The sequence below is a fragment of the Streptomyces sp. Xyl84 genome (assembly GCF_059731885.1).
Window position 1 is genome coordinate 6,521,027 of sequence record NZ_AP029182.1, and the last position, 24,717, is coordinate 6,545,743.

Annotated in this window: 21 protein-coding genes; 8 read left to right on the plus strand and 13 right to left on the minus strand. The window is 74.1% G+C overall.

Annotated elements, in window-relative coordinates; genetic code table 11:
- Positions 1-18 precede the first annotated feature (18 nt).
- Complete coding sequence (locus AC6I72_RS28400) at positions 19-414, minus strand: MarR family winged helix-turn-helix transcriptional regulator (RefSeq protein WP_498004841.1); 396 nt, start codon at positions 412-414, stop codon at positions 19-21.
- Between the two features lie 181 nt (positions 415-595).
- Between AC6I72_RS28400 and AC6I72_RS28405 the strand changes: the two genes are divergently transcribed.
- Both AC6I72_RS28405 and AC6I72_RS28410 read left to right on the plus strand, forming a co-directional pair.
- Entirely contained in the window at positions 596-1,795 is a 1,200-nt protein-coding gene (locus AC6I72_RS28405; protein ID WP_498003979.1) for an ABC-2 transporter permease, read from the plus strand.
- A 171-nt stretch (positions 1,796-1,966) separates the two neighbouring features.
- Positions 1,967-2,842, plus strand: a complete 876-nt coding sequence (locus AC6I72_RS28410; protein ID WP_498003980.1) for a putative protein N(5)-glutamine methyltransferase — start codon at positions 1,967-1,969, stop codon at positions 2,840-2,842.
- 347 nt (positions 2,843-3,189) lie between these two features.
- On the opposite strand, the gene AC6I72_RS28415 is transcribed toward AC6I72_RS28410, so the two are convergent.
- Positions 3,190-5,268, minus strand: coding sequence for a SpoIIE family protein phosphatase (locus tag AC6I72_RS28415; protein ID WP_498003981.1), 2,079 nt, complete (start codon positions 5,266-5,268; stop codon positions 3,190-3,192).
- Between the two features lie 291 nt (positions 5,269-5,559).
- On the opposite strand from AC6I72_RS28415, the gene AC6I72_RS28420 reads away from it, so the two are divergent.
- The 3 genes from AC6I72_RS28420 to AC6I72_RS28430 all read left to right on the plus strand — a co-directional run bounded on the left by AC6I72_RS28420 (position 5,560) and on the right by AC6I72_RS28430 (position 9,021).
- Positions 5,560-5,931: a hypothetical protein gene (locus tag AC6I72_RS28420; protein ID WP_498003982.1), complete on the plus strand. Its 372-nt coding sequence runs from the start codon at positions 5,560-5,562 to the stop codon at positions 5,929-5,931.
- Between the two features lie 408 nt (positions 5,932-6,339).
- Positions 6,340-8,355 (plus strand): FAD-dependent oxidoreductase, encoded by a 2,016-nt coding sequence (locus tag AC6I72_RS28425; protein WP_498003983.1) that lies wholly within the window; start codon positions 6,340-6,342, stop codon positions 8,353-8,355.
- Positions 8,356-8,475: 120 nt separating this feature from the next.
- A complete protein-coding gene (locus AC6I72_RS28430) occupies positions 8,476-9,021 on the plus strand; it encodes a PadR family transcriptional regulator (RefSeq protein ID WP_498003984.1) in 546 nt (181 codons plus the stop codon).
- A 12-nt stretch (positions 9,022-9,033) separates the two neighbouring features.
- Here AC6I72_RS28430 and AC6I72_RS28435 read toward each other — a convergent pair whose 3' ends face one another.
- Both AC6I72_RS28435 and AC6I72_RS28440 read right to left on the minus strand, forming a co-directional pair.
- Positions 9,034-9,576 (minus strand): hypothetical protein, encoded by a 543-nt coding sequence (locus AC6I72_RS28435; protein ID WP_498003986.1) that lies wholly within the window; start codon positions 9,574-9,576, stop codon positions 9,034-9,036.
- A 336-nt stretch (positions 9,577-9,912) separates the two neighbouring features.
- Positions 9,913-10,932, minus strand: a complete 1,020-nt coding sequence (locus AC6I72_RS28440) for a fibronectin type III domain-containing protein (protein WP_498003987.1) — start codon at positions 10,930-10,932, stop codon at positions 9,913-9,915.
- A gap of 409 nt (positions 10,933-11,341) precedes the next feature.
- On the opposite strand from AC6I72_RS28440, the gene AC6I72_RS28445 reads away from it, so the two are divergent.
- Positions 11,342-12,055, plus strand: a complete 714-nt coding sequence (locus AC6I72_RS28445; RefSeq protein ID WP_498004842.1) for a glycoside hydrolase family 75 protein — start codon at positions 11,342-11,344, stop codon at positions 12,053-12,055.
- 55 nt (positions 12,056-12,110) lie between these two features.
- Here the strand turns inward: AC6I72_RS28445 and AC6I72_RS28450 are convergent, their stop codons facing one another.
- The 5 genes from AC6I72_RS28450 to AC6I72_RS28470 form a co-directional block, all read right to left on the minus strand.
- On the minus strand, positions 12,111-12,524 hold the full coding sequence (locus AC6I72_RS28450) for a PTS-dependent dihydroxyacetone kinase phosphotransferase subunit DhaM (protein WP_037853992.1): 414 nt from the start codon (positions 12,522-12,524) through the stop codon (positions 12,111-12,113).
- Between the two features lies 1 nt (position 12,525).
- Positions 12,526-13,197 carry a dihydroxyacetone kinase subunit DhaL gene (gene dhaL, locus AC6I72_RS28455; RefSeq protein ID WP_498003988.1) on the minus strand — a complete coding sequence of 224 codons (672 nt, stop codon included), beginning with the start codon at positions 13,195-13,197 and terminating at the stop codon, positions 12,526-12,528.
- Between the two features lie 45 nt (positions 13,198-13,242).
- Positions 13,243-14,235: a dihydroxyacetone kinase subunit DhaK gene (dhaK, locus tag AC6I72_RS28460; RefSeq protein WP_498003989.1), complete on the minus strand. Its 993-nt coding sequence runs from the start codon at positions 14,233-14,235 to the stop codon at positions 13,243-13,245.
- Positions 14,236-14,407: 172 nt separating this feature from the next.
- A complete protein-coding gene (locus AC6I72_RS28465; protein WP_498003990.1) occupies positions 14,408-15,541 on the minus strand; it encodes a class F sortase in 1,134 nt (377 codons plus the stop codon).
- Positions 15,525-16,445 (minus strand): DUF305 domain-containing protein, encoded by a 921-nt coding sequence (locus AC6I72_RS28470; protein ID WP_498003991.1) that lies wholly within the window; start codon positions 16,443-16,445, stop codon positions 15,525-15,527. The genes AC6I72_RS28465 and AC6I72_RS28470 overlap by 17 nt, the downstream gene beginning before the upstream one ends.
- Before the next feature lie 663 nt (positions 16,446-17,108).
- Here AC6I72_RS28470 and AC6I72_RS28475 point away from each other — a divergent pair.
- On the plus strand, positions 17,109-18,119 hold the full coding sequence (locus AC6I72_RS28475) for a questin oxidase family protein (protein WP_498003992.1): 1,011 nt from the start codon (positions 17,109-17,111) through the stop codon (positions 18,117-18,119).
- A 239-nt stretch (positions 18,120-18,358) separates the two neighbouring features.
- Positions 18,359-19,627, plus strand: a complete 1,269-nt coding sequence (locus tag AC6I72_RS28480; RefSeq protein WP_498003993.1) for an ROK family transcriptional regulator — start codon at positions 18,359-18,361, stop codon at positions 19,625-19,627.
- A gap of 304 nt (positions 19,628-19,931) precedes the next feature.
- Here AC6I72_RS28480 and AC6I72_RS28485 read toward each other — a convergent pair whose 3' ends face one another.
- Genes AC6I72_RS28485 through AC6I72_RS28500 form a run of 4 tightly spaced genes read right to left on the minus strand, consistent with a single transcriptional unit; the run spans position 19,932 to position 24,497 of the window.
- Entirely contained in the window at positions 19,932-21,353 is a 1,422-nt protein-coding gene (locus AC6I72_RS28485) for a GH1 family beta-glucosidase (protein ID WP_498003994.1), read from the minus strand.
- Between the two features lie 32 nt (positions 21,354-21,385).
- Entirely contained in the window at positions 21,386-22,213 is an 828-nt protein-coding gene (locus AC6I72_RS28490; RefSeq protein ID WP_498003995.1) for a carbohydrate ABC transporter permease, read from the minus strand.
- 5 nt (positions 22,214-22,218) lie between these two features.
- Positions 22,219-23,169, minus strand: a complete 951-nt coding sequence (locus AC6I72_RS28495; RefSeq protein WP_498003996.1) for a carbohydrate ABC transporter permease — start codon at positions 23,167-23,169, stop codon at positions 22,219-22,221.
- 11 nt (positions 23,170-23,180) lie between these two features.
- The gene (locus tag AC6I72_RS28500; protein ID WP_498003997.1) at positions 23,181-24,497 is read right to left on the minus strand and encodes an ABC transporter substrate-binding protein; all 1,317 of its coding nucleotides are present in this window, start codon (positions 24,495-24,497) and stop codon (positions 23,181-23,183) included.
- Between the last annotated feature and the right edge of the window lie 220 nt (positions 24,498-24,717).

Here is a 24,717-nt window from a genome sequence, read left to right on the forward strand (position 1 = left end):
CGGGGACGGGGTCCGGGGTCAGCCGCCGCCGGGCGGTGTCCAGGAGTTGTAGCGGGCCAGGTAGTCCGCGAAACGCTTCAGGTCCTCCTCGGGCCACTGAGCCAGCCGCTCCTGGAAGGCCGCCCGGCGGCTGTCGGTGACCTGGAGGAGGAGCTGCCGGCCGGCGTCCGTGAGGTGCAGCACCTGGACCCGGTGGTCCTCCGGGTCCAGGCGCCGTTCGACGAGCCCGGTCCGTTCCAGCGCGGCGACCTGCCGGCTGACGGTGGACTTGTCCAGGGCGTAGTGCGCGGCCAGGTCGGTGGCCCGGCAGCCGCCGCGCTCCTCCAGGTGCCCGAGCAGCGTGTACGAGACCAGCGACAGCTCCGGGTGCATGCGGCCCGCCGAGGCCCTGGCCCGGCGGGCGAAGACCGTCATCTCACGCTGGATGGTCTCGACGGCCCCGTCCCGGGCAGGGCCGGTCGCGGTCGCGCCCCGGGCGGCTGCGCACCCGCCCGGTTCTTCCTCTGTTGTCACGGAATACCTCCCCGGCTCATTCTGGTTGTATAGTACAACTGAAAATAGAGTTGTATATGCCAACCATTGGAGGTCGTGAGCGATGAGGTCGCCTGCGCTGCGCCATGTGCTCACCCACCTGATCACCCCCCTGCTGATGTGCCTGGGCATGGGGCTCGCGTACATGGGCGCGTTCGTCACCCCGGAGCCGCACCACCTGCCCGTCGCGGTCGTGGGCTCGGGGCCGCAGGCCAAGGTGTTCGCCCAGACGGTCAAGGACACGGCGGGCGACCGGCTCGACGTCCGCACGGTCGCCACCCGGGACCGTGCCGTCGACCTGCTCATGTCCCGCGACATCGACGGCGCCTACGTGCCCGGCGCCAAGGCCCCGGAGGTGCTCGTGGCCGGCGCCGGGTCCGACATGGGCGCCACCGCCGTGGAGAAGGTCTTCACCCCCGTCGCCGCGCGCCAGGGCCTGCCGCTGAAGGTGACCGACGTGGCCCCGCCGACCTCCCACGACCCCACCGGGCAGGGCCTGTTCTTCCTGCTGGTCGCGCTGAGCATCGGCTCCTACGCCTCCGTCGCCGCCATCGGCGCCGCGGGCGCCGCCCTGCCGATGCGGATCCGGGCCCTGCTCACCCTCGGCGTGTCCGCCGTGGTCGGCGGCATCGGCGCGCTGCTCGCCGGCCCCCTCTTCCACCTCGCCCCGCACAGCCTGGCGGGCCTGTGGGGCATGGCCTGGCTCTACTCCGCCGGCATCCTCTTCATCGGTGTCGGTCTGCACACCTTCCTCAAGCGGTGGACCACGCTCACCATGATGGTGCTGTTCGTGATGCTCAACTTCACCACCTCCGGCGGTCTGTTCCGGCCCGAACTCCAGAACGGCTTCTTCGGCGCCCTGCACGCCTTCTGGAACGGTGCCGGGTTCGTCGAGGGCGCCCGCAGCCTGCTGTACTTCGGCAGTGACGGTCTCGGCCGCAACCTGTGGACCCTGGTGGTGTGGCTGCTGGCCGGCCTGGCGGTCACCGCGGTCGCGGCGGCCTGCGAGGGACTGCGGACGTCCGCCTCCCACGGGGCGCACGCGGCCGGGGGAGCGCACGCGGCGGGCGGCGCCCACGCCGCCGGTGCGCCGCGCACGGCGCCCGCGCAGCCGGCGCGGGAGCCCGGAGAGGCGGAGCGCTCGCAGGAGACCGGCTCGCAGGAGACCGGCTCGCGGGCTCCCCGCGTGAGCGCCACCGGAGCGGCCGACGAGGCGGCGCGCGAGGCGGCCGAGGAGGAGACCGAAGAAACCGTCGGCGTCTGAAAGTTGGGGTAGGGTGACCTGCGGTCGTGGACGGTCCCGGCCGCAGGAGACGGAGGAGGTGAGACCCATCACCGCTGTGTCGGCTCGGGTGCTCTCCTCCCACCGGGCGCGGATCACCGTCGGCAGGTGACCGCGGGAGCACCCTTCGCTTCCGAAAGGTCTCGCCCCTCCATGCCTGAACTCCACCCCTCTTCGCCCGAGTTCCCCCCGTCCTCCGCTCCGGCGGAACCTTCCCCTTCCTCCGCCGGCTCCGCGGCCGCCCCCGTCCCGCCGGATCCGGCCGCACCCGCCGCGGTCGTCGCGGCACTGCGCGCGGCCGGCTGCGTGTTCGCCGAGGAGGAGGCGGAGCTGATCCTCGCCACCGCCCGCACACCGCACGAGGTCACCGCCCTCGTGGAGCGGCGGGCCGCCGGCCTGCCGCTCGAACAGGTGCTGGGCTGGGCGGAGTTCCACGGTCTGCGCATCGCCGTGGACCCGGGCGTCTTCGTGCCCCGCCGCCGCACCGAGTTCCTGGTCGACCAGGCCCTGGCCCAGGTGCCTGACGCGTCCGTCGTGGTGGACCTGTGCTGCGGCTCGGGCGCGGTGGGCACCGCCCTGGCCGGCGCCCTCGGCCCGGTCGAACTGCACGCCGCCGACATCGACCCGGCGGCGGTGCGCTGCGCCCGCCGCAACGTGGGCGCCGCCGGCGGCCGGGTCCACCAGGGCGACCTGTTCGCGGCGCTGCCCGCCGCGCTGCGCGGCCGCGTGGACATCCTCGCCGCGAACGTGCCCTACGTCCCCACGGACGAGGTCTCCCTGCTGCCCTCCGAAGCCCGTGACCACGAACCGCCGGTCGCGCTCGACGGCGGCGCCGACGGCCTCGACGTGCTGCGCCGGGTCGCCGCCGGTGCCCCCGGCTGGCTCGCCCCCGGCGGCTGCCTCCTCGTCGAGACGAGCGGGCGCCAGGCGCCGGCGGCCCTGGCCGCCTTCGAGGCGGCCGGACTCACCGCGCGCCTGGCCGCCTCGGAGGAACTGGCCGCGCACGTCGTCGTCGGCACACGGCGATGATCCGGGCGCGGCGGCGGGCGGCCGGGGGGACCCAGGCACCCGCCGCCGCGCCCGAGCCGGAGCTCTGGGCGGGCCGGCGCCGGTGTCGGAGCCGAGGGCGGGCCGGCTTCGGGGCCGGGTCCGTGGGCGGGGCGGTGCCGGTCTCGCCGCTGCGGGTCGATACACCTGGGGCGTGTTTCGCAAGTGGCGCTGTCCGTCCGAAGGGCGGGCCCCGCGGCGTCCGGTGCGTGTGATCGCGAGGCGGAGGGTCGTCCTCGTACCGGGTGTACGTGGACGATCCCGGCAACGCGGCGAGCGTGCGTGCCAGGCGTCGCGGGGCAGGCGGGACTTCCGAAACCCGCCCTGGGCTAGGACGGTGTCTGCGCGCGGGCGACGAGCAGCGCCACGTCGTCGTGGTTGTCCGGCTGGCGCAGCGTGCGCAGCAGCAGGTCGCACAGCTCCTCCAGCGGACGCAGCGGATCGTCGAGCAGCGACAGCAGCAGGTCCAGGCGTTCGTCCAGCGGGTGCCGGCGGGTCTCGACCAGCCCGTCGGTGTACAGCACCAGCTGGTCGCCGGGTTCCAGGCCGACGGTGGTGGTGGAGAACGCGACCCCCCCGACGCCCAGCGGCACCCCGGTGGGCAGGTCGAGCAGCTCGGGCAGACGGCCGGCCCTGACCCGGGCCGGCGGCAGGTGCCCGGCGTTGGCGATCCGGCACTGGCGCAGCCGCGGGTCGTGGACGGCGTACAGGCAGGTGGCGATGGAGTGGTCCAGGCCGTCGGTGATCCGGTCCAGGTGCTCCAGGAGCCGGGCGGGGTCGAGGTCCAGCGAGGCCAGGGCCTTCGTGGCGGTGCGCAGCCGGCCCATGGTGGCCGCCGCGCCGATGCCGCTGCCCATGACGTCACCGACGACCAGGGCCGTCTTGTCGTCCTCCAGGGGGATCACGTCGAACCAGTCGCCGCCCACCTCGGTGGTGGCCCCGGCCGGCTGGTAGCGGGAGGCGACCTCCAGGCCGCCCGTGACGGAGGGGTGGTGGGGCAGGAGGCTGCGCTGCAGGGTGAGGGCGGTGTCGCGGGCGTTCTGGTACCAGCGCGCGTTGTCGATCTGCACCGCCGCGCGGGCGGCCAGCTCGCGGGCCAGCAGGACGTCGTCGTCGCTGAAGGGAGCCGGGTTGCGGGTGCGTTTGAGGTCCAGGGCGCCGAGCACCTCGCCGCGCGCGATGAGCGGCACGGCCAGGTACGAGTGCACGCCCGCCCGGCCCAGCAGGACGGCCGCCTCCGGGGACCGGGCGATGCAGGTCAGGTCCTCGTCCTTCACCTGGGCCACCAGCACCGGCTCTCCGGTGCGCACGCACCGGGTGACCAGGCGGTCGGGGTCGTAGCGGGCGATCTGCCCGGGCGTGTCGGCGGCCTCCAGGGCGTCCGTGGCATGGTCCGCCCGCACCGCGAGCGCCCTGATGACGGCCGGCTCCGCGGGTCCCAGTTTGCTGCGGCGGCCCCCGACGACCGCCTCCAGCAGGTCCACGGCGGCCACGTCCGCCAGTTCCGGCACGGTGACGTCGGCCAGTTCCCTGGCCGTGCGGTCCAGGTCGAGGGTGGTGCCGATCCGGGCCGAGGCGTCGGCGATCAGGGCCAGGCGCCGCCGGGCGGCCTCCGCCTCGATGCCCGCCCGGTACTGCTCGGTGATGTCGACGACCGACACGGCCACGCCCAGCGGGGTGCCGACCGCGTCCTCGAGCCGGTACATCGACACCGACCAGGCGTGGTCGTTGTCGGGGTCGGCCGGTGTCCTGCCGACCGCGAAGACGTCGACGACGGACCGTCCCGTCTCCAGGACGCCCCGCGCCGCCGACTCCACGGCCTGGGCGTCCACCTGGACCAGCACCTCGGGGACGGTCCTGCCGATGTGCTCCTCGGCGCTGACGCCGTCGATCCGCTCCAGCGCCGGGTTGACCGACACGTAGCGCAGCCGGGTGTCGAGGACGGCCAGGCCGATCGGCGACTGCGAGACGATCCGCGCCGACAGGGCCACGTCCCGCTCCAGCCGCCGTACGGTCGACTGGTCCGCGGCGAGCCCGAGCGCGTAGACGTCCCCGCGGTCGTCCAGCAGCCGCATGTTGCGGAACTCCACCAGACGGGTGCTGCCGTCCTTGTGCCGGATGGGGAAGGCGCCCGCCCAGCTGCGGCCGGTGCGCAGGACGTCGGCGAAGAGTTTGATGACCACGTCGAGGTGTTCCTCGTGGACCATGATGCGGGCCGCGTACTGGCCCAGTGCCTCGCCGGCGGAGTAGCCGAACAGCTCCTCGGCCTGCGGGCTCCACAGCACGATGCGTCCGTCGGCGTCCAGCACCACCGAGGCCACGCGCAGCACGTCGAGCAGGCCGCTCGGCTGCACCGGGCCGGACACCGGCTCGTCGCCCTCGGCCAGGGGAGCCCCGGCTGCAGTCATCCCACGCACCGCCTTCACCCGTCCACGCGGCCCGCCGTCCCCGGTGCCGGCACACCCCGTCGTACCGCGCCCCCGCTCACGCCGAGAGGGTCCGCCGCTTCCCTCCACCATCTCTCAACACCCGGGTGGCCGTCCCCCCGAATGCGCCGGAAGGACCGCCCCGGGGCGGCCGGGAACGCCGGTAGTGCTGCGCGGGAGGTGGTGGTTTGCTGAGAGGAGGTGAGGGTGGAGCGCGGCTTCGGGGGAACCCCTGTGCGGTAGTACAGCGCGGTCACGAGAGGAGCGATCACGATGGAGAGCGAGCGAGCGCACCCGGAATCCGTCTCGGTGGAGCTGAGCGGATGCAGCAAGGAAGACGCCCGGACCGTGTTCGACGCCCTGTGCGCCTGCTATTCGTCCGACCGGTGTACGGACGACGTTCCCCGGGACTTCCACGAGGTGCGCCCGACGGTGTGGCTCGGCACCTTCGACGTCGCCGAGACGACCGGGTCCGAGTGCGGCCCCACGCGGCTCGGGGCGTCCGTCACCGCGGACGTGCAGGGCGGCTACTGGGCGATCGACAGGTTCCGTACGACCCTGGACTCCCTGTTCACCGTGCAGGACCTGGCCACGGCCTCCGGCGACCAGGAGCGGGAGCTGCACGTCCGGCTGGAGAGCCGCTGAAGGCCCACGGCCGCCGGTCCGGACCGCTGACCGCGGCCCGCTGACGGCGGCGGGGCGGCCGGTGGCGGCCCGCCTGCCGACGGGCGGCGGGCCGCCTTCACGGCGGTGACGGAGGCCGGCCGGTGCCGTGACGGTGGCCGGCAGGGCGGTGACGGCCGCGCGTACGGCGGTGAGGGCCGCGGCGGGAAGCGGCGGCCCGGCGTACGGCCGTCGGGGTGACGGCGCGCGGCCGTCGCCACCCTTCGCGTCCGCCCCGCAGTGAACCCATGACCCGATCCCGTCGCCCGGAGAGCGGCCGTCCGCCCTCCGGGCGGCGCACACGCACGCCGCGCCTTTGTGCAACAAGTTGCATAACAGTCTCCGGGTCCTCTACAACTAGCGGGTACGACACCACGCACGGAGGGCCCGATGAGCCGTTACCCGCACCTGCTGAGCCCGCTCGACCTGGGCTTCACCACCCTGCCCAACCGGGTCCTCATGGGCTCGATGCACGTCGGGCTCGAAGAGGCCGAGGGCGGCTTCGAGCGCATGGCGGAGTTCTACGCGGCGCGGGCCCGCGGGGGAGTGGGCCTCATCGTCACCGGCGGCATCGCCCCCAACGACGAGGGACGGCCCTACGAGGGCGGGGCCACACTGACCGACGAGGCCGAGGCCGCCCGGCACCGCACCGTCACCGCGGCCGTGCACCGCGAGGGCGGCCGGATCGCCCTGCAGATCCTGCACTTCGGCCGCTACGCCTACCACCGCGACCTGGTCGCCCCCAGCGCCCTCCAGGCGCCCATCAGCCCCTTCGTGCCCCGCGAGCTGACGGACGCCGACATCGAGCGGACCATCGACGACTACGCGCGCACCGCCCGCCTCGCCCGGCAGGCCGGGTACGACGGCGTGGAGATCATGGGCTCCGAGGGCTACCTGATCAACGAGTTCACCGCCGCGCCGACCAACCACCGCACCGACCGCTGGGGCGGCTCGTACGAGAACCGCATGCGCCTGCCCGTCGAGATCGTCCGCCGGGTGCGCGAGGCGGTGGGCGAGGACTTCATCGTCATCTACCGGCTGTCCATGCTCGACCTGGTGCCCGGCGGCTCGTCCCTGGACGAGGTGATCACCCTCGCCCGGGCCGTCGAGGCGGCGGGCGCCACCCTGATCAACACCGGCATCGGCTGGCACGAGGCGCGCATCCCCACCATCGCCGCCTCCGTACCGCGCGGCGCCTACACCTGGGTGACCAGGAAGCTCATGGGCGCGGTCTCCGTCCCGCTCGTGACCACCAACCGCATCAACACCCCCGAACTCGCCGAGCGGCTGCTCGCCGACGGCTGCGCCGACATGGTGTCCATGGCCCGCCCGATGCTCGCCGACCCCGACTTCGTCGCCAAGGCCGCCGCCGGGACCCCCGAGGCCATCAACACCTGCATCGGCTGCAACCAGGCCTGCCTCGACCACACCTTCAGCGGGCAGATCACCTCCTGCCTGGTCAACCCGCGCGCCTGCCACGAGACGGAACTGGTGCTCTCGCCGACCCGCCGGCGCAAGCGCGTCGCCGTCGTCGGGGCGGGCCCGGCGGGCCTGGCCTGCGCGGTGGCGGCGGCCGAACGCGGCCATCAGGTCACCCTGTTCGACGCCGCGAGCGAGATCGGCGGGCAGCTCAACGTGGCCCGCAGGGTTCCCGGCAAGCAGGAGTTCGAGGAGACGCTGCGCTACTTCCGCCACCAGCTCGCGGCGCACGGCGTCGACGTGCGGCTGAACACGCGCGTGGGCGCGGACGACCTCGCCGGCTACGACGAGACCGTCGTCGCCACCGGTGTCACCCCGCGCCCCCCCGACATCCCCGGCGTCGACCACCCGCGTGTCCTCGGCTACCTCGACGTGCTCCAGGGCGGCGCCCCCGTCGGCGAGCGGGTGGCGATCCTCGGCGCGGGCGGCATCGGCTTCGACGTCGCCGAGTACCTGACCGACGGCGGCGAGAGGACGAGCGAGGACCCGGCGGCCTACTTCCGCGCCTGGGGCGTCGACACGGACTACCGCACGCCGGGCGGCCTCGCCGCGCCCGAGCGGCCCGCTGCGCCGCGCACCGTCCACCTGCTCCAGCGCAGGACCACCAAGGTCGGCGCCGGGCTGGGCAAGACCACGGGCTGGATCCACCGCACCGAACTCAGGCACCGCGGCGTCACCATGGTCCCGGGTGTGCGCTACGACCGGATCGACGACGCCGGACTGCACATCACCGTCGACGGCACGAGCCGCGTCCTGGAGGTCGACACCATCGTGCTGTGCACCGGGCAGGAACCGCGCCGGGACCTGTACGACGAGCTGCTCGCCGCCGGACGCAGCGCGCACCTCGTGGGCGGCGCGGACGTGGCCGCCGAACTGGACGCCAAGCGTGCCGTCAAGCAGGGCACGGAACTGGCGGCGGCCCTGTAGCACCGCGGCCCGGCCGCCCGGGATCCGGCTTCCCCCCGTCCCGGGCGGCCCGGTCAGGCCCGTCCCGGGCCGGGTCCGGTCCTTGCCCGGCTCGGCCCCGCCCTCCCTAGGATGGAGCGCATGTCACTGCCGCACGCCATCCTCACCGCCCTGCTGGAGAAGCCGTCCTCGGGGCTGGAGCTGACGCGCCGCTTCGACCGGTCGATCGGCTATTTCTGGTCGGCCACGCACCAGCAGATCTACCGCGAGCTGGGAAAGCTGGAGGCGGACGGCCTGATCCGCACCCTGCCGGCCGAGCAGCCGGCCCGCGGGCAGAAGAAGAGCTACGAGGTCCTGCCCGCGGGCCGTGCGGAACTGGCCCGCTGGAGCGCCGCCGCGCAGGACCCCAAGCCGCTGAGGGACGCCCTGCTGCTGCGGCTGCGCGCGGCCGCGGTGGTCGGCACGGCAGGCATCCAGGACGACCTCAGACGCCATCTGGAGCTGCACGAACGGCAGTTGGCGGAGTACCGGGAGATCGAGGAGCGCGACTTCCCGCCCGGCCGGGACGGCGCGCAGGACCGGCTGCGGCACCTGGTGCTGCGGGCCGGCATCGACCTGGAGACCTTCTGGACCCGGTGGCTGGAACACGCCCTGGAGGAGTTCGCCGAGCTGCCGGACGGCGTCTGAGAGCGCGGCCCCTCACAGACGGTACGGCCTGGAGCGGCGGCGCAGCACCCAGCCCGTGGCGATCAGCCCGGCCCCCACCAGGGCCCCGCCCGCCGCGAACGTGACCGTACGGTAGTCCTTGACGGCGCCGCCGAGCCCGCCCATCACACCGCGCGTCGGCGTGGCGGGCGCGGACGTGGCCGGGACCGCCGGTTTCGAGGCGGCCGCGACGACGATCGACTGGGTGCCCGCGGTGATGTTGTCGGAGCACACCACGATCACGGTGTAGGTGCCCGGCCGCACACTCTGCCAGGCCGCCGACTGGCTCACGGTCGTCCCCGCCAGCGCCGACCTGCGTCCCTGGGCGAAGCTGGTCTGCCCGGGCGCGAGCAGTGACGCCGTCCCCCAGCCGCCGCCGACCAGGGTGCACGCGCTGGTGGTGACCGACACGGTGGAGCCGTTGGCGCTCACCGAGATGCCCGGGCCCGCGGCGGCCGGCGCGGCGGCGAGGGCCAGAGCGGCGGTGACCGCCGCCGCGGCCGGGGCGGAGCGCGTGAGTGGCTGAGTGTGGCGCATGGGAGTCCCTCCGGCGGCACGGTCGGCGGACCACCCCATGTGCCGCCGGAGATAGGGGATCGCCCGTGCTGCCTCCTCAAGGGGCAGCCAACGCCCCGGGGACGCCGGTCGCACGCGCGGCGCGCCCACCCGGGTGACCGGCACCGCGGCGGCGGCTCCGGCGGAGGGATGCCACCGAGGGTCCGGTGACCCGGCGGGCGCTCCCGTACCGAGGGTCCGGTGCCCCGCCGGGCGGTCCCGTATCGAGGGTCCGGTGACCCGGCGGGCGGCCTCTCGGCGGGGGCCGTCGACCGGCGGCGGCCCCTGCGCGCGGGACCGGGCCCCGGCGGACCGGGGCTACCGCCGGCCCTGTCCGGTGGTCACCGTGCGCTCCGGCGAGAAGCCGCCCCAGGTACCGTCGGGCAGCCTCGCCCGCAACCGGACCCGGTGTGCGGCCCCCGCTTCCCGGCCCAGGTAGAAGCTGTACGACGCCGTCCCGCGCGGGGGTGTGCCGCCCCAGACCAGGGAGGTGGCCGGCCGTCCGTCGAGTTCGATCTGGTACTCCGTCACCACGGTCTCCGTGCGCGGGGCGACCCAGTCGAGGTCGAGGTAGTACGCCCCGTCCGCGCGGTGGGTCGCCGCGTGGAACGCGGTCGGCGCGGTGTCCCGCCCGTCGTCGGAGCCCGGCGTGGTGAGCGGGACGGCGGCGCTCGCGGGGGAGAGGTTGCCGGCCGCGTCGCGGGCCCGCACGGTGAAGGAGTAGCGGGTGCCCGGCCGCAGCCCCGTGAGCACCGTCGCCGTCTGGTTCCCGCCCACGCTGTGGATCCTCGTGGCGCCCTGGCAGATGTCGTAGGAGACCACGCGCCGGTCGTCCTCGGAGGGCCGCCAGGACAACTGGACGGCCCGGCTGCCCACCGTCCGGCCGCGCGGGGAGCGCGGGCGGGACGGGGCCGAGCGGTCGGCCGGGGCGGCCGCGGGCGTCGTCGCCCGCACCGGCCGGCTGCGCGGCCCCAGCCTGCCCTCGGTGTCCAGGGCCCGCACGGTGAACACGTACGCCGTCGACGGGCTGAGCCGGGTGACGTCCGCCATGTGTTCCGTGGCCGGTACGTCCGTCACCCGGGCGGTGCCCCGGTAGACCCGGTACGCCCGGACGCCCGACCCCGGGGGCGAGGCGTTCCACATCACGTGCACGCTGGTGGCGCTGCCGGCCGCCGCGGTGACCCCGGTGGGCGCGCCGGGGCCGCCGCCCTCCCCGTCGTCCGCGGCGCCCTGCCCGCACGCCGCGAGCAGCGCGAGCGCCCCGCAGACCGCGACGACACGCCCGGGAAGGCGGTGAACGCCGCCGGGCGGGCGAACCGGCTCGGGAACGCGTCGCACGAGGTCTGCCTCCCCGTCAACTGCGGCGCGGGAAGCCCGAACACCGCTTCGGTCAAGGTCCGGACCAATATGCCGCGTTGATGTGAGCCCATCAAGAGGGCCCGAGGCGGGCGCGCCGCGGGACCGGGCGGGGCCGGGTGCGCACGCGGTTGCGTATGCTGAACCACATCCCAGCCGAACTCCCCGGAACACCAGGGGAGTTCGTGCCGTGGCGCGGAACCGCTGTCGTCGCTGATCCCGCGCCGTCGCCGGCGGCCGGGGCGGCACGGGCCCTGCGGCCCGGCCCCCGGCCGTCCGGCAGGCATGACACGCCACGCGCCGTCCGGTCCCTTAACGTGTGCCGCACGATCACCTTCATCACCGATGAGATGAAAGTCAGTCAATGTCCCCGAGGAGAGGGTTCCTCATCGTGCGTGTCCAGTCGCTGACCCTCGTCGCGGCGAGCGCCGCCCTGCTGGCTCCGACGACACTGCCCGCCACCCCCGTCCCGTACCGCCCCCCGGCGGAGCCGGCGGCCCGCGGCGACGGCGACGTCCTGGCCGCCGACCTGCTGGCCAGGACCCGCCACTGCGCCCAGGTGTCCCACGGCCGCTACCGCTCCGACGCCGGTACCCGCGCCACCATCCCGGTCTGCGGGCTGTCCGGCGCCGTCTACTGGAAGGCGGACCTGGACATCGACTGCGACGGACGGCCCACCCGCCGCTGCAACCGGCGCACCGACCCGCAGTTCTCGCCCGCCGCCGCCTACACGCAGTCCGACGGCCGCCGGCTGAACGCCGAGCGCCTGCCCTACATCGTGCTGCCCGCACCCAGCCGGATCTGGAACCACCGGGCCCACGGCCTGCGCGGCGGATCCGTCGCCGCCCTCGTCTACCGCGACCGGGTGCGCTTCGCGGTCGTCGGCGACACCGGGCCGCGGGACGTCATCGGCGAGGCCTCCTACGCCGCCGCCCGCCAGCTCGGCATCCCCGCCGACCCGCGCGGCGGCGGCGCACACTCGGGCGTGACCTACATCGTCTTCGAGAACTCCCGGGTCGGCCGCATCGAGGACCACGCCGAGGCCGTGGCTCAGGGGGAGCGGCTGGTCCGGCGGCTGGTGGGCGGCAGGGCGCGGACCCGGTGACCGGCGGGCGGGCCCGGCCCGCGGCCGGCGCCCCGGGCCCGTCCGCCGGTCCGGCTCACACCTTCCGGTAGGCGTAGGCGTCCGCGGCGGCCGCCTCGACCGCGTCGATCCCGGCCCCGGTGGCCGCCGTCACCACGGCCGCCACCGCGCCCTCGACGAACGGCGCATCCACCAGCCGGGTGCCTTCGGGCAGTTCGTCGCCCTCGGCGAGCAGCGCCTTCACCGTGAGCACGGCACTGCCGAGGTCGGTCAGCACGGCCACCCCGGCCCCCCGGTCCACCGAGGCCGCCGCCGCGGCGACCAGCTCCGCGCTGGTGCCCATGCCGCCGCCCTCCCGGCCGCCCGCGGGAGCCACCGCGACCCCCTCGGCCCCGCCCGCCAGTCCCCTCGCCAGCTCCGCCACCGACGCCGCGACCTCGGCGCTGTGCGACACCAGCACGATCCCGACCCGTGCGCCGTCACCACCCACGTCAGCCCTCCACCCCTTCGGCCGTCCCACTGGTCCCGCTCGCCCCGCCGGCTCCGCTCGTCCCGTCCGCCGCGCTCGCTCCGGCCGCCTCGGCGAGGGCGGCGACCAGCAGCGCCGACGACGTGGCACCCGGGTCCTGGTGCCCGATGCTGCGCTCCCCGAGGTAGCTCGCCCTGCCCTTGCGGGCCTGCAACGGCGTGGTCGCCTCGGCGCCCCGCTCGGCGGCGGTGCGCGCGGCCGCGAACCCCTCACCGAGCGCGTCCACGGCCGGCACCAGCGCGTCGACCATCGTCTTGTCGCCCGGCGCGGCACCGCCCAGCTTCATCACCCCGTCCACGCCGGCCCGCAGCGCCTCGGCGAGCTGCTCGCCGGAGACCTCGGAGGCGTCCCCGAGCGCCTTGCCGGTGCGGCGCAGCAGCGTCCCGTACAGCGGCCCCGACGCGCCGCCGACCTTCGAGATCAGCTCCCGTCCGGCCAGCGTCAGGACCCCGCCCGGCGTGTCGAGCGCCTCCTTCTCCAGCGCGTCGCGCACAGCCGTGAAACCGCGCTGCAGATTGCTGCCGTGGTCGGCGTCCCCGATGGCCGAGTCGAGGTCGGTGAGCCGCTGCGCCTCACGGTCGACGGACGCGGCCGTCGCCGTCATCCAACGGCGGAAGAAATCGGCGTCGAGCACTGGAACTCCCTTGCGTGATGGATACGGACGAGGTGCCGGCACCGGTCACAGACCCCAGCGCAGTCCCGGCGTGTTCACGGGCGCGTCCCACAACCGCAGCAGCTCCTCGTCGATCTGGCACAGCGTGACCGAGGCACCCGCCATGTCGAGGGAGGTGACGTAGTTGCCGACCAGCGTGCGGGCGACCGCCACACCGCGCTCGGCCAGCACCCGGTGCACCTCGGCGTTGAAACCGTACAGTTCGAGCAGCGGGGTCGCGCCCATTCCGTTGACCAGGAGCAGCACGGGGTTGCGCGGGTTCATGTCCTCCAGGACCGCGTCGACCGCGAAGTCCGCGATCTCGCCCGAGGTCATCATCGGCCGCCGCTCCCGGCCCGGCTCGCCGTGGATGCCGATGCCCAGCTCCAGCTCACCGGCCGGCAGATCGAAGGTGGGGCTCCCCTTGGCCGGGGTGGTGACGGCGCTCAGCGCGACGCCGAAGCTGCGCGCGTTCTCGTTGACCTGACGGGCGATCGCCTCCACGCGCTCCAGCGGCTGCCCCTCCTCGGCCGCCGCGCCCGCGATCTTCTCCACGAACAGGGTCGCGCCGGTGCCGCGCCGCCCCGCCGTGTACAGGCTGTCGGTCACCGCCACGTCATCGTTGACCAGGACCTTCGCGACCCGGATGCCCTCGTCCTCGGCGAGTTCGGCCGCCATGTCGAAGTTGAGCACGTCGCCCGTGTAGTTCTTCACCACGAAGAGGACACCCTGCCCGCTGTCCACGGCCGCCGCCGCCCGCAGCATCTGGTCGGGCACCGGGGAGGTGAAGACCTCTCCGGGACACGCGGCCGTCAGCATCCCCGGCCCCACGAACCCGCCGTGCAGCGGCTCGTGCCCCGAACCGCCGCCCGACACCAGGGCGACCTTCCCGGCCACCGGCGCGTCCCGTCGCAGGATCACCCGGTTGTCCACGTCGACCGTCAGCTCGGGATGGGCCGCCGCCATGCCGCGCAGCGCGTCCGCGACCACCGTTTCGGCCACGTTGATCAACATCCTCATGGGGTCTCCTCCATAGCTCGGCGCTTGCCTCCAGGCCTGCTTCCCCGCAGGCCAGCGGCGTGGACGGCGGTTGGCATGAGGCGCTGACGGCCGCCTGGCACCGGCGGCCGTCCGTCCCGTCTACTGAAGTATTGACCTTGTGGCGGCGAAGGTCACCTGCGTCCGCCCGCCTTCACCGCGTGTAGCGGCCGGTGACCGAGGGTGCGCGGGTCGCGCTCGTGCCCGTCGGACCCGCCCCGGGCCGCCGGCCGCCGCCCGCGGAGCCGGTGTAGTGGGCGAACACGATGACGTTGCTGTCGTAACCGCGGCCGCCGGTGTAGGTGCCGCCGCAGGTGATGAGGCGCAACTCCGGTGCCCTGGTGGGCCCGTAGACGGCCTCGGTGGGAAAGCGGTCCTTGGCCACCGTGACCACGGTGTCGACGGTGAAGCGGGCGGTGATCCCGTCGGCGCGCAGCACGTCCACCCGGTCCCCGGCGCGGACCTGCCCGAGGCGCCAGAAGACGGCTCTGCCGCCGGGCAGCCGCGCGGAGTCCACATGGCCGAGCACCACGGCCGGCCCAGGCTGCCCGGGCGCCGCGCTGCCGTCGTACCAGGCGGCCTCGCGGGCCTGCTCCGGGCGGGGCACGGCGACCGTGCCGTCCTTGTTCAGGCCGAGACGGAGGACGTCCGCGTGGATGCCGAGGCGCGAGAGGTCGATCCGCACGGGCGGGGAGTGCCCCAGCGCGGGCGCCCCAGGGGGAGCGGCGGGGCGCGTGCCCGGCGGCAGGGACGCGCTCGCCGGGGCCCGGGGCGGCGGCTCGTGCGTCTCCAGGACCCCGCGGACCGCGACGGTCAGTCCCGCCAGGCCCGCGGTGACGCAGACGGCGGCCGGCCACAGCGGCCTCCCGCCCCCGCCACGCCCCGGAGCCCCGCCGCCACGCCCGGGGTGTCCGGCATCGTTTCCGTCAGGTCCGGGGGCGTGTCCAGGTGGGCCCGGGTCGCCTTCGGCAGGTCCGGGTTCGCGTCCGGGGTGTCCGGCATCGTTTCCGGGAGGTCCGTCGCCTTCGGGGTGTCCGGGAGGACCGGGGTCGCGGCCGGGAAGTCCCGGGTCTTCCCCGGGGAGTCCCGGGCCGCCCTCGGGATGTCCGGCGGCGCGTCCGGGAAGGCCCGCGACGTCTCCGGGAGGCTCGGGGCCGTTTCCGGAAGGTCCCGGGTCCCCTCCGGGAAGTCCGGCGGCGCGTCCACGATGACCGGCGTCATGGCCCGGACGCCCGTCGCCGCGCCCGGAACGCCCCTGGCCGCCGTCGTCGTCAGCCGCGCGCGGCACCGCGCCGACGCCGCAGCAGGAGGGCGCCGGCGCCCGCGCCGGCGGCGGCCACGGCGCTCCCGGCGGCGATGAGCGGCGCGGTGGAGGTCTGGCCGGCGCCGTCCCCGGTGTCCGCCGCGCCCCGCGGCAGCACGGCCTGCGCCGACGCGGAGGCGGACGTGGACGCGGCCGCCGGCGTGTCGGTCCGCGGGGCGGCGGCCTGCCCGGCGTGCCGGGAGAGCCAGGTCAGGAAGTCCGTGATCTCCGACTCCTGGCCGGTGGCCCCGGAGGCGGCGGCCGCCCGCAGCTCGTCGTGGACCGCACGCGCCTGCGGCTCCAGGAACTCGACGAGACCCGAGTTGTGGTGCGGGATCATCATGTTCACGAACGCACGGTCGAACGCCTCGCCGCCGGCCGTCGCGCGCAGCCCGGCCAGCATGCGCCGGCCCTCCTCCTCCAGCCCCCGCACCGCCTTGCCGACGCCGGCGGGGAGCTTCGCCGACGCCTGCTCGGGAGTCAGCCCGTACCACTGGCGCAACCAGCGGGTGAACTGCTCCACCTGGCGCTGGTGGGCGGTGATCAGGTCCTTCGCACGCGCGCGCAGCGCGCCGTCCGTGCCCCGCTCCGTCTCCAGCCGGGCCATGTCGATGGCCGCCTCGTGGTGCGCGATGATCCCCGCGAGGAAGGCCGTCTCCAGGTCCTTGCCACGCAGCGCGGCCAGCTCCTCGCCGAGGCGGCAGGCGAGCGGCGACAGCGCCGCCGGTCCGTCGCCTCCGGTGCGCGCGTCGGCGGTGCGGGCACCGGCGGTCGCCAGGGGACTCGGGACAGTGGTGCGGGCGAGCGCCGGTGCGGCCGGACCGCACAGGACGGCGCCGAGCGCGAGCAGTGCGGCGCCACGGCGGCGCCAGGGTATGGGTACGTTCACGGCAGAGCCTTTCTGGGAGAACCGGCGTCTGGCGGAACCGGCGCGGGCGGTCCCCGCACGGGTGAGAGGGGACCGAACGGACAGAACGTGCCCGGTTCGGTACCCACAGTAGGAACTGCGGCGGTCGGGGACCGCGCCGGTGTGCTCCATCCGGGCGTACGGCCACGGCACCCGCCCGCCGCTCCGCGCGGCCGCAGTCCGGCGGGCGGCGGGCCGTCCGGAGCGCGGGGGCGGTCCGGCGCGCGGCCCGCGCCGCACCCTTCGCCGCCCCCCGGCGAAGGGCAGCCGGTGAGGCCTGCGCGGAAAGCCCGTGAGCAAGGTCCGTGCGGAAAGCTCGTGCGGAAGGCCCGCGGCGGAAGGTCCCCCTGCGAAGGGCTCTGAGGCGGTCCTACGACGTCCCGCCTAGGACCGGACGCGCAGTGCCGGTGGTGACGTTACGACTTCCGCCCGTTCCGCCGCCGCGGACGGCCGCCTAGGTCCTGTTGTCACATTCCCGTCGTCCGCCCGGAGGGCGGGCCTCGCGGCGTCAGGTGCGTGCTCTCGGCGTGCCGGGCCCTGACCCTCGTACTGGACGTACTCGGGTCTGGGCCCGGTGCGGCGAGAGTGCGTGCATGGCGTCGCGAGGCAGGCGGGAATGTGACGACAGGGCCTAGCGTCCTCGCCATGGCACAGACAGGAATTCTCGACGAAGCGCTCGAGCGACTGCACCGGTCGGGTCCGGAACGGCTCGGGCGGCTCACCAACCACGCGCCGATGGCCGTCGAGGCGCTGGCCGCGCACGGGCAGGCGGGCGCGGTGCACCGCTGGCTCGATCTGTACAGCGGCAAACTGGAGGACTTCCCGTCCGGCACCGGACCCGTCACGGCCGCCGACTGGCGTACGGCGCTCGGCGATCCGCGCCGGGTCGCCGACTGGATCGGCCACTTCGAACGCGAGATCGCCGAACGCCCTTGGCGCGACGTGCTGACCGAGTGGTGGCCCCGGCTGCTGCCCGGCATGTACGGCGGCTCGACGCACCCGGTGATCCGGGTCGGCCACGCCGTACGCACCCTGCTGTCCGGCGAGAGCACCGGGCCGCGCCTGGCCGAACTCGCCCACGGCCTCGGCTACTGGGCCGCCCGTCACCGTCCCGTGGCGGACATCGTCCCGCTGCCCGGTGCCGCGAGCGCGGCCGGTGCCCTCGACGCGGTGGCGCCCATCGCGGAGCAGGACGGCGGCTTCCCGGACCGGCTCGGCCGCGTCACGGGCCTGCCCGTGTGGGCGGCCACGGTCACGGACGCCGACGAGGCGCACCGCCGCCTCACCGAACTGGTGCGCGCGGCGACCCACCGGTACGCGACACACGGCCACGGCGAGCCGACGATGCTGGTCCATGCCGCGACGGCTCCCAACGCCGTGCTGCGCACGCTGCCCGCGCTGCCCCGGGTGCTGTGGGTTCCGAGCCTGCGGGCCGCCTGGACGGCGTCCGCGGCGGTCACCGCGATGTACGCGCCCCGGGACCCGGTCGCGTACGCGCCCCCGGGCACGTTCACGCCGGAAGAGGTCTTCGAACGGGCCCTCGTCCACGGCGACGAGCACGTCATCAAACTCACCGACACCGCCCTCGACGTCGGTGACGCGCAGGCGCTGGCCGCCGCGCTGCGTGCCGTCGAACTGAGCGAACCCCTGGTGTGACCCGGAGCCCTTGGTGTGACCTCGCGAGCGAGCCCCTGGTACGGCCAACCCCGTGCGCCGCGCCCCGCCGGGGGCGCCCGTCCGCCGCCCGCGGGCCGTCGCCCTGCCGCCTGCGAGCCGCCACCGTGCCGCAAGCGGGCCCCCCAACCGGCTGCGGGCCGTCTTCGCCGCGCGCCGGGGGGCTTCGGCCGGTCGCGGGTCGGGACCCCGTCCGTCGCGTCGTTACGCTCGACACCACGATGAAGAACCACACCACTGAGCTGGGGCCGAAGGCCGACAAGGTCACCGTCCGACGGCACAACCTCAGCCTCGTGCTGCGGACCGTGCACGACGCGGGCGAGGTGACACGGGCCCAGATCGCCACCCGGGTCGGACTGACCCGGGCCGCGGTGTCCTCCCTCGTCGAGCAACTGCTCGCCCACGGCTTCGTCACCGAGTCGGGCAAGACGAGCAGCGGCCAGGCGGGCCGCCCCGGCACGGTGCTCAAGGTCGCCCAAACCGGCCCGGCGGGCCTCGGCGTGGAGATCAACGTCGGTCACGTCGTCGTCTGCGTCGTCGACCTCGCCGGCACCGACCGGGTCCGGCTGGAGGAACACGTCGACAACCGCGGGGTGCCGCCGTCGCAGGTGCTGCGACGCGCGGCCCGGCTGGCCGCACGGGCGCTGGGTTCGGCCGCCGCTCAGGGGCTCGAGCCGGTCGGTGCCCATGTGGCGGTGCCGGGCCTGGTCACCGGCGGCTCCGTCCGGCAGGCCCCCAACCTCGGCTGGCGGCGCGTCCCCCTCGAGGGACTGCTCGCGCAGGCGCTGAGCGCGCTGCGGCCCGACCGTCCGGCGCTGCCGGTCAGTTCCGACAACGAGGCGAACGCCGCCGCGCTCGCGGAACTGTGGTACGGCGCGGGGACGGAGGGAGTGCGCAGTTTCCTGTACCTCACCGGGGAGATCGGCATCGGCGGTGCCCTCGTGCTCCGGGGCGAACTGCTGCGCGGCGCGCACGGTTTCGCCGGCGAGATCGGGCACATGGTGGTCGACCCGGACGGCCCGCTGTGCCGGTGCGGCGCCCGGGGCTGCCTGGAGCAGTACGCCGGTCAGGCCGCCCTGCTGGACGCGTCCGGCGTCGGCACGGACGCCGGCGTGCCGGGTGTCGCCGAACTCCAGCGCCGGGCACGGCGCGCGGACCCCGCCGCGCTGGCCGCGATGGAGCGGGCCGGGCGGCAGTTGGGCGTGGCGGTGTCGGGAGCGGTGAACCTGTTCGACCCGGACGCCGTGATGCTCGGCGGTGTCTACCGGGAACTGATCGAGTGGCTGGCCCCGGCCGTCGACCGTGAACTGGCGCGCCGGGTGGTCTCCGGGCTGTGGCGCGAGGACCGGAGCAGGCTGCGGGCGTCCTCCGCGCTGGGCGACGCCGCCCGGGGCGCGGCCGGAGTCGTCGTGCGGGAGGTACTGGCCGACCCGGCCGCCTACGCCGAGCGCGCCGCGCGCGGCCCCGACCCGCACGAGGCGCGGTCCTGACCCGCGCGGCGGTCCCGTCCCACGGGGTAAGAGCTGCGAACAAAAATGGGCCCCGGCGGTCGGCGCCCGGCACGCGCCCTCGCCGTGTTGCCGGAAGGCCCTGGTAGCTCCGCTACAAGGACCTTCCGGCGCCTTGCGATCGCACGCACCGGACACCGTCCGCTGATCGGAACCCACTTTTGTTCGCAGCTTTAAAGCGGGCCCCGCAGCGACCGGTCCCGCAGCGCGGCCGGTCCTCGTAGCGGTCGGCCCCGTAGCGTGGCCGGCCCCCCGCAGCGGCCGGCCCCGCGTCGCCCTGCCTCGGTCAGCCGCGCTGTGCGGCGATCAGCGACCTGTACCAGTGATAGCTGTCCTTCGGGATGCGCCGCTGCGTGTCGTAGTCGACCCGGACGATGCCGAAACGCTTGTCGTAGCCGAACGCCCACTCGAAATTGTCCAGCAGCGACCACACGTAGTAGCCGCGGACGTCCACCCCCGCGTCCATGGCGGCCCGCAGCGCGCCGAGGTGGTCCCGCAGGTAGGCCACCCGGTCGGTGTCGTGGACCGCGCCGTCGGGGCTCACCTCGTCCTCCTCGGCCGACCCGTTCTCCGTTATGTGGAGCGGCGGCAGGGCGTCCCCGTAGCGCTCCTTGAGGGAGACCAGCAGGTCGGTGAAGGTGGCGGGGGCGACCGGCCAGCCCATGGCGGTGCGGCGGGCCCCCGCGAGCGGCACCTCCTGGTAGCGGTTGTCCGTGGCCACGCGCCGGGCGGGATCGCTCTCGCGGTGGGGGGCGTCGGCGACGACGATCGGCCGGTAGTAGTTGACCCCGAGGAAGTCCAGCGGCTGCGAGATCAGCTCAAGGTCGCCCTCGCGCCGGAAGTCCTGCCCGCTGATCAGCTCGCCCCAGGTCTCCTCCTCCGTGTCCGGATAACGGCCCGCCAGGAGGGGCTCGGTCCACACGAGGTTGTGCTGGGTGTCGGCGCGGACCACGGCCGCCAGGTCGGCGGGGGAGCCGGTGGCGGGCAGGTTGCGGTCCAGGTTGAGGGTGATGCCGACCTCGCGCACCCCCGCCGCGCGCAGCGCCCGCACGGCCAGTCCGTGGCCGACCAGCAGGTGGTGGGCGGCGGCCAGCGCGCCCCGGCCCTCCTTGGCGCCGGGTGCGTGCCGCCCGACGGAGTAGCCGAGGAACGCGCTGCACCACGGCTCGTTGAGGGTGATCCAGCGCGGCACGCGGTCGCCCAGGTGCTCGGCGACGACCGCGGTGTACTCGGCGAACCGCTCGGCCGTCTCCCGGACCCGCCAGCCGCGCCCCGCGGCGGAGCCGCCGTCCGACGGGGTCTCCAGGGCCTGCGGCAGGTCCCAGTGGTAGAGGGTGGCGGCCGGCTCGATGCCGGCCGCCAGCAGTTCGTCGACCAGCCGGGAGTAGAAGTCCAGGCCCTTCCGGTTCACCGGGCCCGTGCCGTCCGGCACGATGCGCGGCCAGGCGATCGAGAAGCGGTACGAGTCCACGCCCAGGTCGCGCAGGAGCGCCACGTCCTCGCGGTAGCGGTGGTAGTGGTCGCAGGCCACGTCACCGGTGTCGCCGTTGGCGACCAGACCGGGGGTGTGACTGTAGGTGTCCCAGATCGACGGGCCGCGGCCGTCCTCCCGTGCCGCGCCCTCGATCTGGTACGAGGCGGTCGCGGCGCCGAGGACGAAGCCGGGCGGGAAGCCGGGGAAGCCGGTGGTGTCGGGAAGGTCAGTCATGGAGGCCGTTTCCAGATGTGCCGTGGGACGGGTTACTTGACGGAGCCGCCGGTGATGCCGGCGGCGATGTACTTCTGGGCGAGGACGAGGAGGACGGCTGCGGGGACGGCGGAGAGTACGGAGGCGGCCATCACGGAGCCCCAGTCGCCGACGTGGGCGCCGATGTACTGGTAGATGCCGAGGGTGACGGGTTTGACGTCGTCGGTGGTGTTCAGGGTGAGGGCGAACATGAAGTCGCTCCACGAGAAGAGGAAGGCGAACAGGCCGGAGGTGATCAGGGAGTTGCGGCTCATCGGCAGGACGACTTGCACGAAGGTGCGTACGGGGCCGGCGCCGTCCATCTGGGCGGCTTCGATCACCTCGCCCGGGATGGAGACCATGAAGGAGCGCATCAGGACGATCGAGAAGGGGATGCCGAGGGAGGCGTCGGCGAGCATGAGGCCGAAGTAGGAGTTGACGAGGCCGAGGTCGACGTAGGAGTTGTAGAGCGCGTTGGCGATGACGATGCCGGGGACCATCTGGGTGATCAGTGTGGTGAAGACGATCGTCCGGGAGCCGGGCAGGCGGAACCGGGCCAGTGCGTAGGCCGCGGGGGCGGAGATCGCCAGGCAGATGGCGACGGCGCCGAGGGAGACGGCCAGCGAGGTGAGCAGGTGGCCGCCCTGGTCGTCCAGGGCTTTGGAGAAGCCGGACAGGTCCAGGCGGGCGGGTACCGGGTCGACCTGGAGGAGCCCCGATTCGGGCTGGAGGGCGGTGTTGAGCATCCAGTACAGGGGGAAGAGCATCACGCACAGGATGAGCACACCGGCGATGGTGGAGCCCCAGCGGCGCCCGGGTGTGGTGGGCGTGCGAGCGGTCATGGTGGTCACTTCCCCTCGGTGCGGTTGGCCCGCAGGTAGAACACCGCGAAGACGGCGGAGATGAGGATGAGTACGTTGCCGACGACGGCGCCGGCGCCGAAGTCCAGGCGTACGAAGGAGTTCTGGTAGGTGAGGGTGCCCAGGGTCTGGGTGGCGTCGGCGGGGCCGCCGTCGGTGAGGGCGAGGATCAGGTCGAGGATCTTGACCGTCGACATGAAGCCGAGGACGAGGACGACGGTGATCACGGGTTTGAGCATGGGCAGGGTGACGGAGCGGAAGGTCCGCCAGGCGGTGGCGCCGTCCAGGGCGGCCGCTTCGTGCAGTTCCCTGGGGATCTCCTGGAGTCCGCCGTAGAGGATGACCATGTTGAAGGGGATGCCGATCCAGATGTTGACGAGGATTACCGACACCAGGGCCATGCCGGGGCTGGTCAGCCAGGGGGTGTGGCCGCCCGGGCCGAGGGTGTCCAGGAACGAGTTCAGGACGCCGGTGTCCTGGTCGAGGATGCGCCGCCACACGATGCCGGAGACGACCATGGGCACCAGCCAGGGCAGCAGGATCAGGGAGCGCAGGACGCCGTTGAGGGGGAATCTGCGGCTGAAGAACACGGCGAGTGCGAGGCCGATGGAGAACTGTCCGAGCAGTGATCCGGCGGTGAAGACGAGGGTGTGCCACAGTGCCTTGCCGAACAGCGGGTCCTGGAAGACGTTGATCCAGTTGTCGGTGCCGTTGAAGGGTGCGTCGCCGGTGAAGAAGGTCTTCGGTGTGTAGTGCTGGAAGCTCATCACGACGTTGCGGACGAGCGGATAGCCGAAGAACAGGAGCATGAAGACGACCGCGGGGGCGACGAACCCCCACCGCGTGAGGCTGCGGCGCAGCCGCAGCCGTCGTGGATCCGGGGCGCCGGTGCTCTGCTCGGTGGCGGGCACCGGGACGGTGACGGTGGACGTGGTCATGGTGGCGTACCTCAGTTCCCGCTCGTGGCCCGCTGCTGGGCGCGCTTCAGGGCGGCCTCGCTGGACTGGCCGGTCAGGGCGGACTGGAAGGCGCTCTGCAGGGCGAGCGACACACTCGGCCAGCCGGCGCCGAGCTTGGCGGTCCGGGACCGGGCGGCGGCCACCTGGTCGGCGAGCGCGTCCAGTTCGGGCACCCGGGTGCGCCACACGGCGGCGGCCTTGGCGTTCGCCGGGACCATCCAGCTGTTGAGCGCGTAGGTCAGCTGTTCCTTCTGGCTCGCCAGACAGGCGACGATCTCGCCCGCCCGCTTCTCCCGCGCCTGGTCACCGGTGTCGGGCACGGTGAGCACGGCGCCGCCGAGCGGACCGACGGAGGGCGCGCCCGCCCGGGGGACCGGGATCTTGGCGATGCCCCAGTGCAGCGACTTCTTCGTGTTCAGCGTCTCCACCTGCCACGGGCCGTTGATCATCATCGCGGCGTTGCCGGCCATGAACTGGTCGTTGACGTCCGCCTGCGTCCAGCTGACCGTCGACTTCGACAGCGAGCCGTCCGCCAGCAGGGCCTTCCAGTAGTCGAGCGCCCCGACGACCTGCGGGCTGTCCAGCCTGGTCTCGTCGCCGCCGTTGGACCACATGAACGGGGTGAACTGGAAGACGCCGTCCTCCGCGCCGCCCGCGCTGAGCGCCACTCCGTACCGCTTGCCCCCGGTGAGCTTCTTCGCGGCCCTGCGCAGCTCGTCCCACGTGGTGGGGACCTGCACACCGGCCTGGTCGAGGATGTCCTTGTTGTAGAACAGCGCCAGGGTGTTCACCGACCGTGCCGCACCGTAGTACGTCCCCTTGTACGAGCCGAAGTTCACGATGCCCTGGGGGATGTCCCGGGTGCTCAGGCCGAGCGTCTTGAGGTCGACCAGACCGCCCGCCTCGGCGAACGTCGGCATCTCCGAGGCGTCGAACTGCACGATGTCGGGCAGCGACTTCGAGGACGCCATGCGCAGGGCCTTCGTCATCACCTGTGCGGCCGGGACGCTCTGCTGCTCGATGGTGACGCCGAGCTGCTCGCCGCAGCGGGCCATCGCCTGGGCGTCCCAGCGGTGGTAGGACTCGTCGGTCGAGGAGTTGAGCACGGTGTAGACACCGGCGTCGCGCTGCTGACCGCAGCCGCTCAGACCCGCGCCGGCGACCAGGGCGAGGACGGCGGTGAGCGGCGCGAGGGCCCGGCGTGAGCGCCCGCCGCCCGCGGCAGCCGGGTCCCGTCCCGGCCTGCCGAAGGTCCACACCCCGGTCGTGAACCGATCTTCAGGAGTCCTGTTGAAGCGCTTCGACATGCTGCGGCCCTTGCTGTCGTGTCGCCCGGCGGCGTCGCCGGAGGCTTTGTTTGCTGAGATGACTAATACGTCAATCGCTGCCGCCGCGCTAGCCCTGTACGCGTGTTGGTTCGCGCACCCTTCGAAGTGGCACTCCGTGCCGGTCCGGAAAAAGTGCCTGGTCAGTCGCGTGAGTATCAGGCAAGACGCCTGTGCTGCCTATTTGTTTTGTGTACGATCA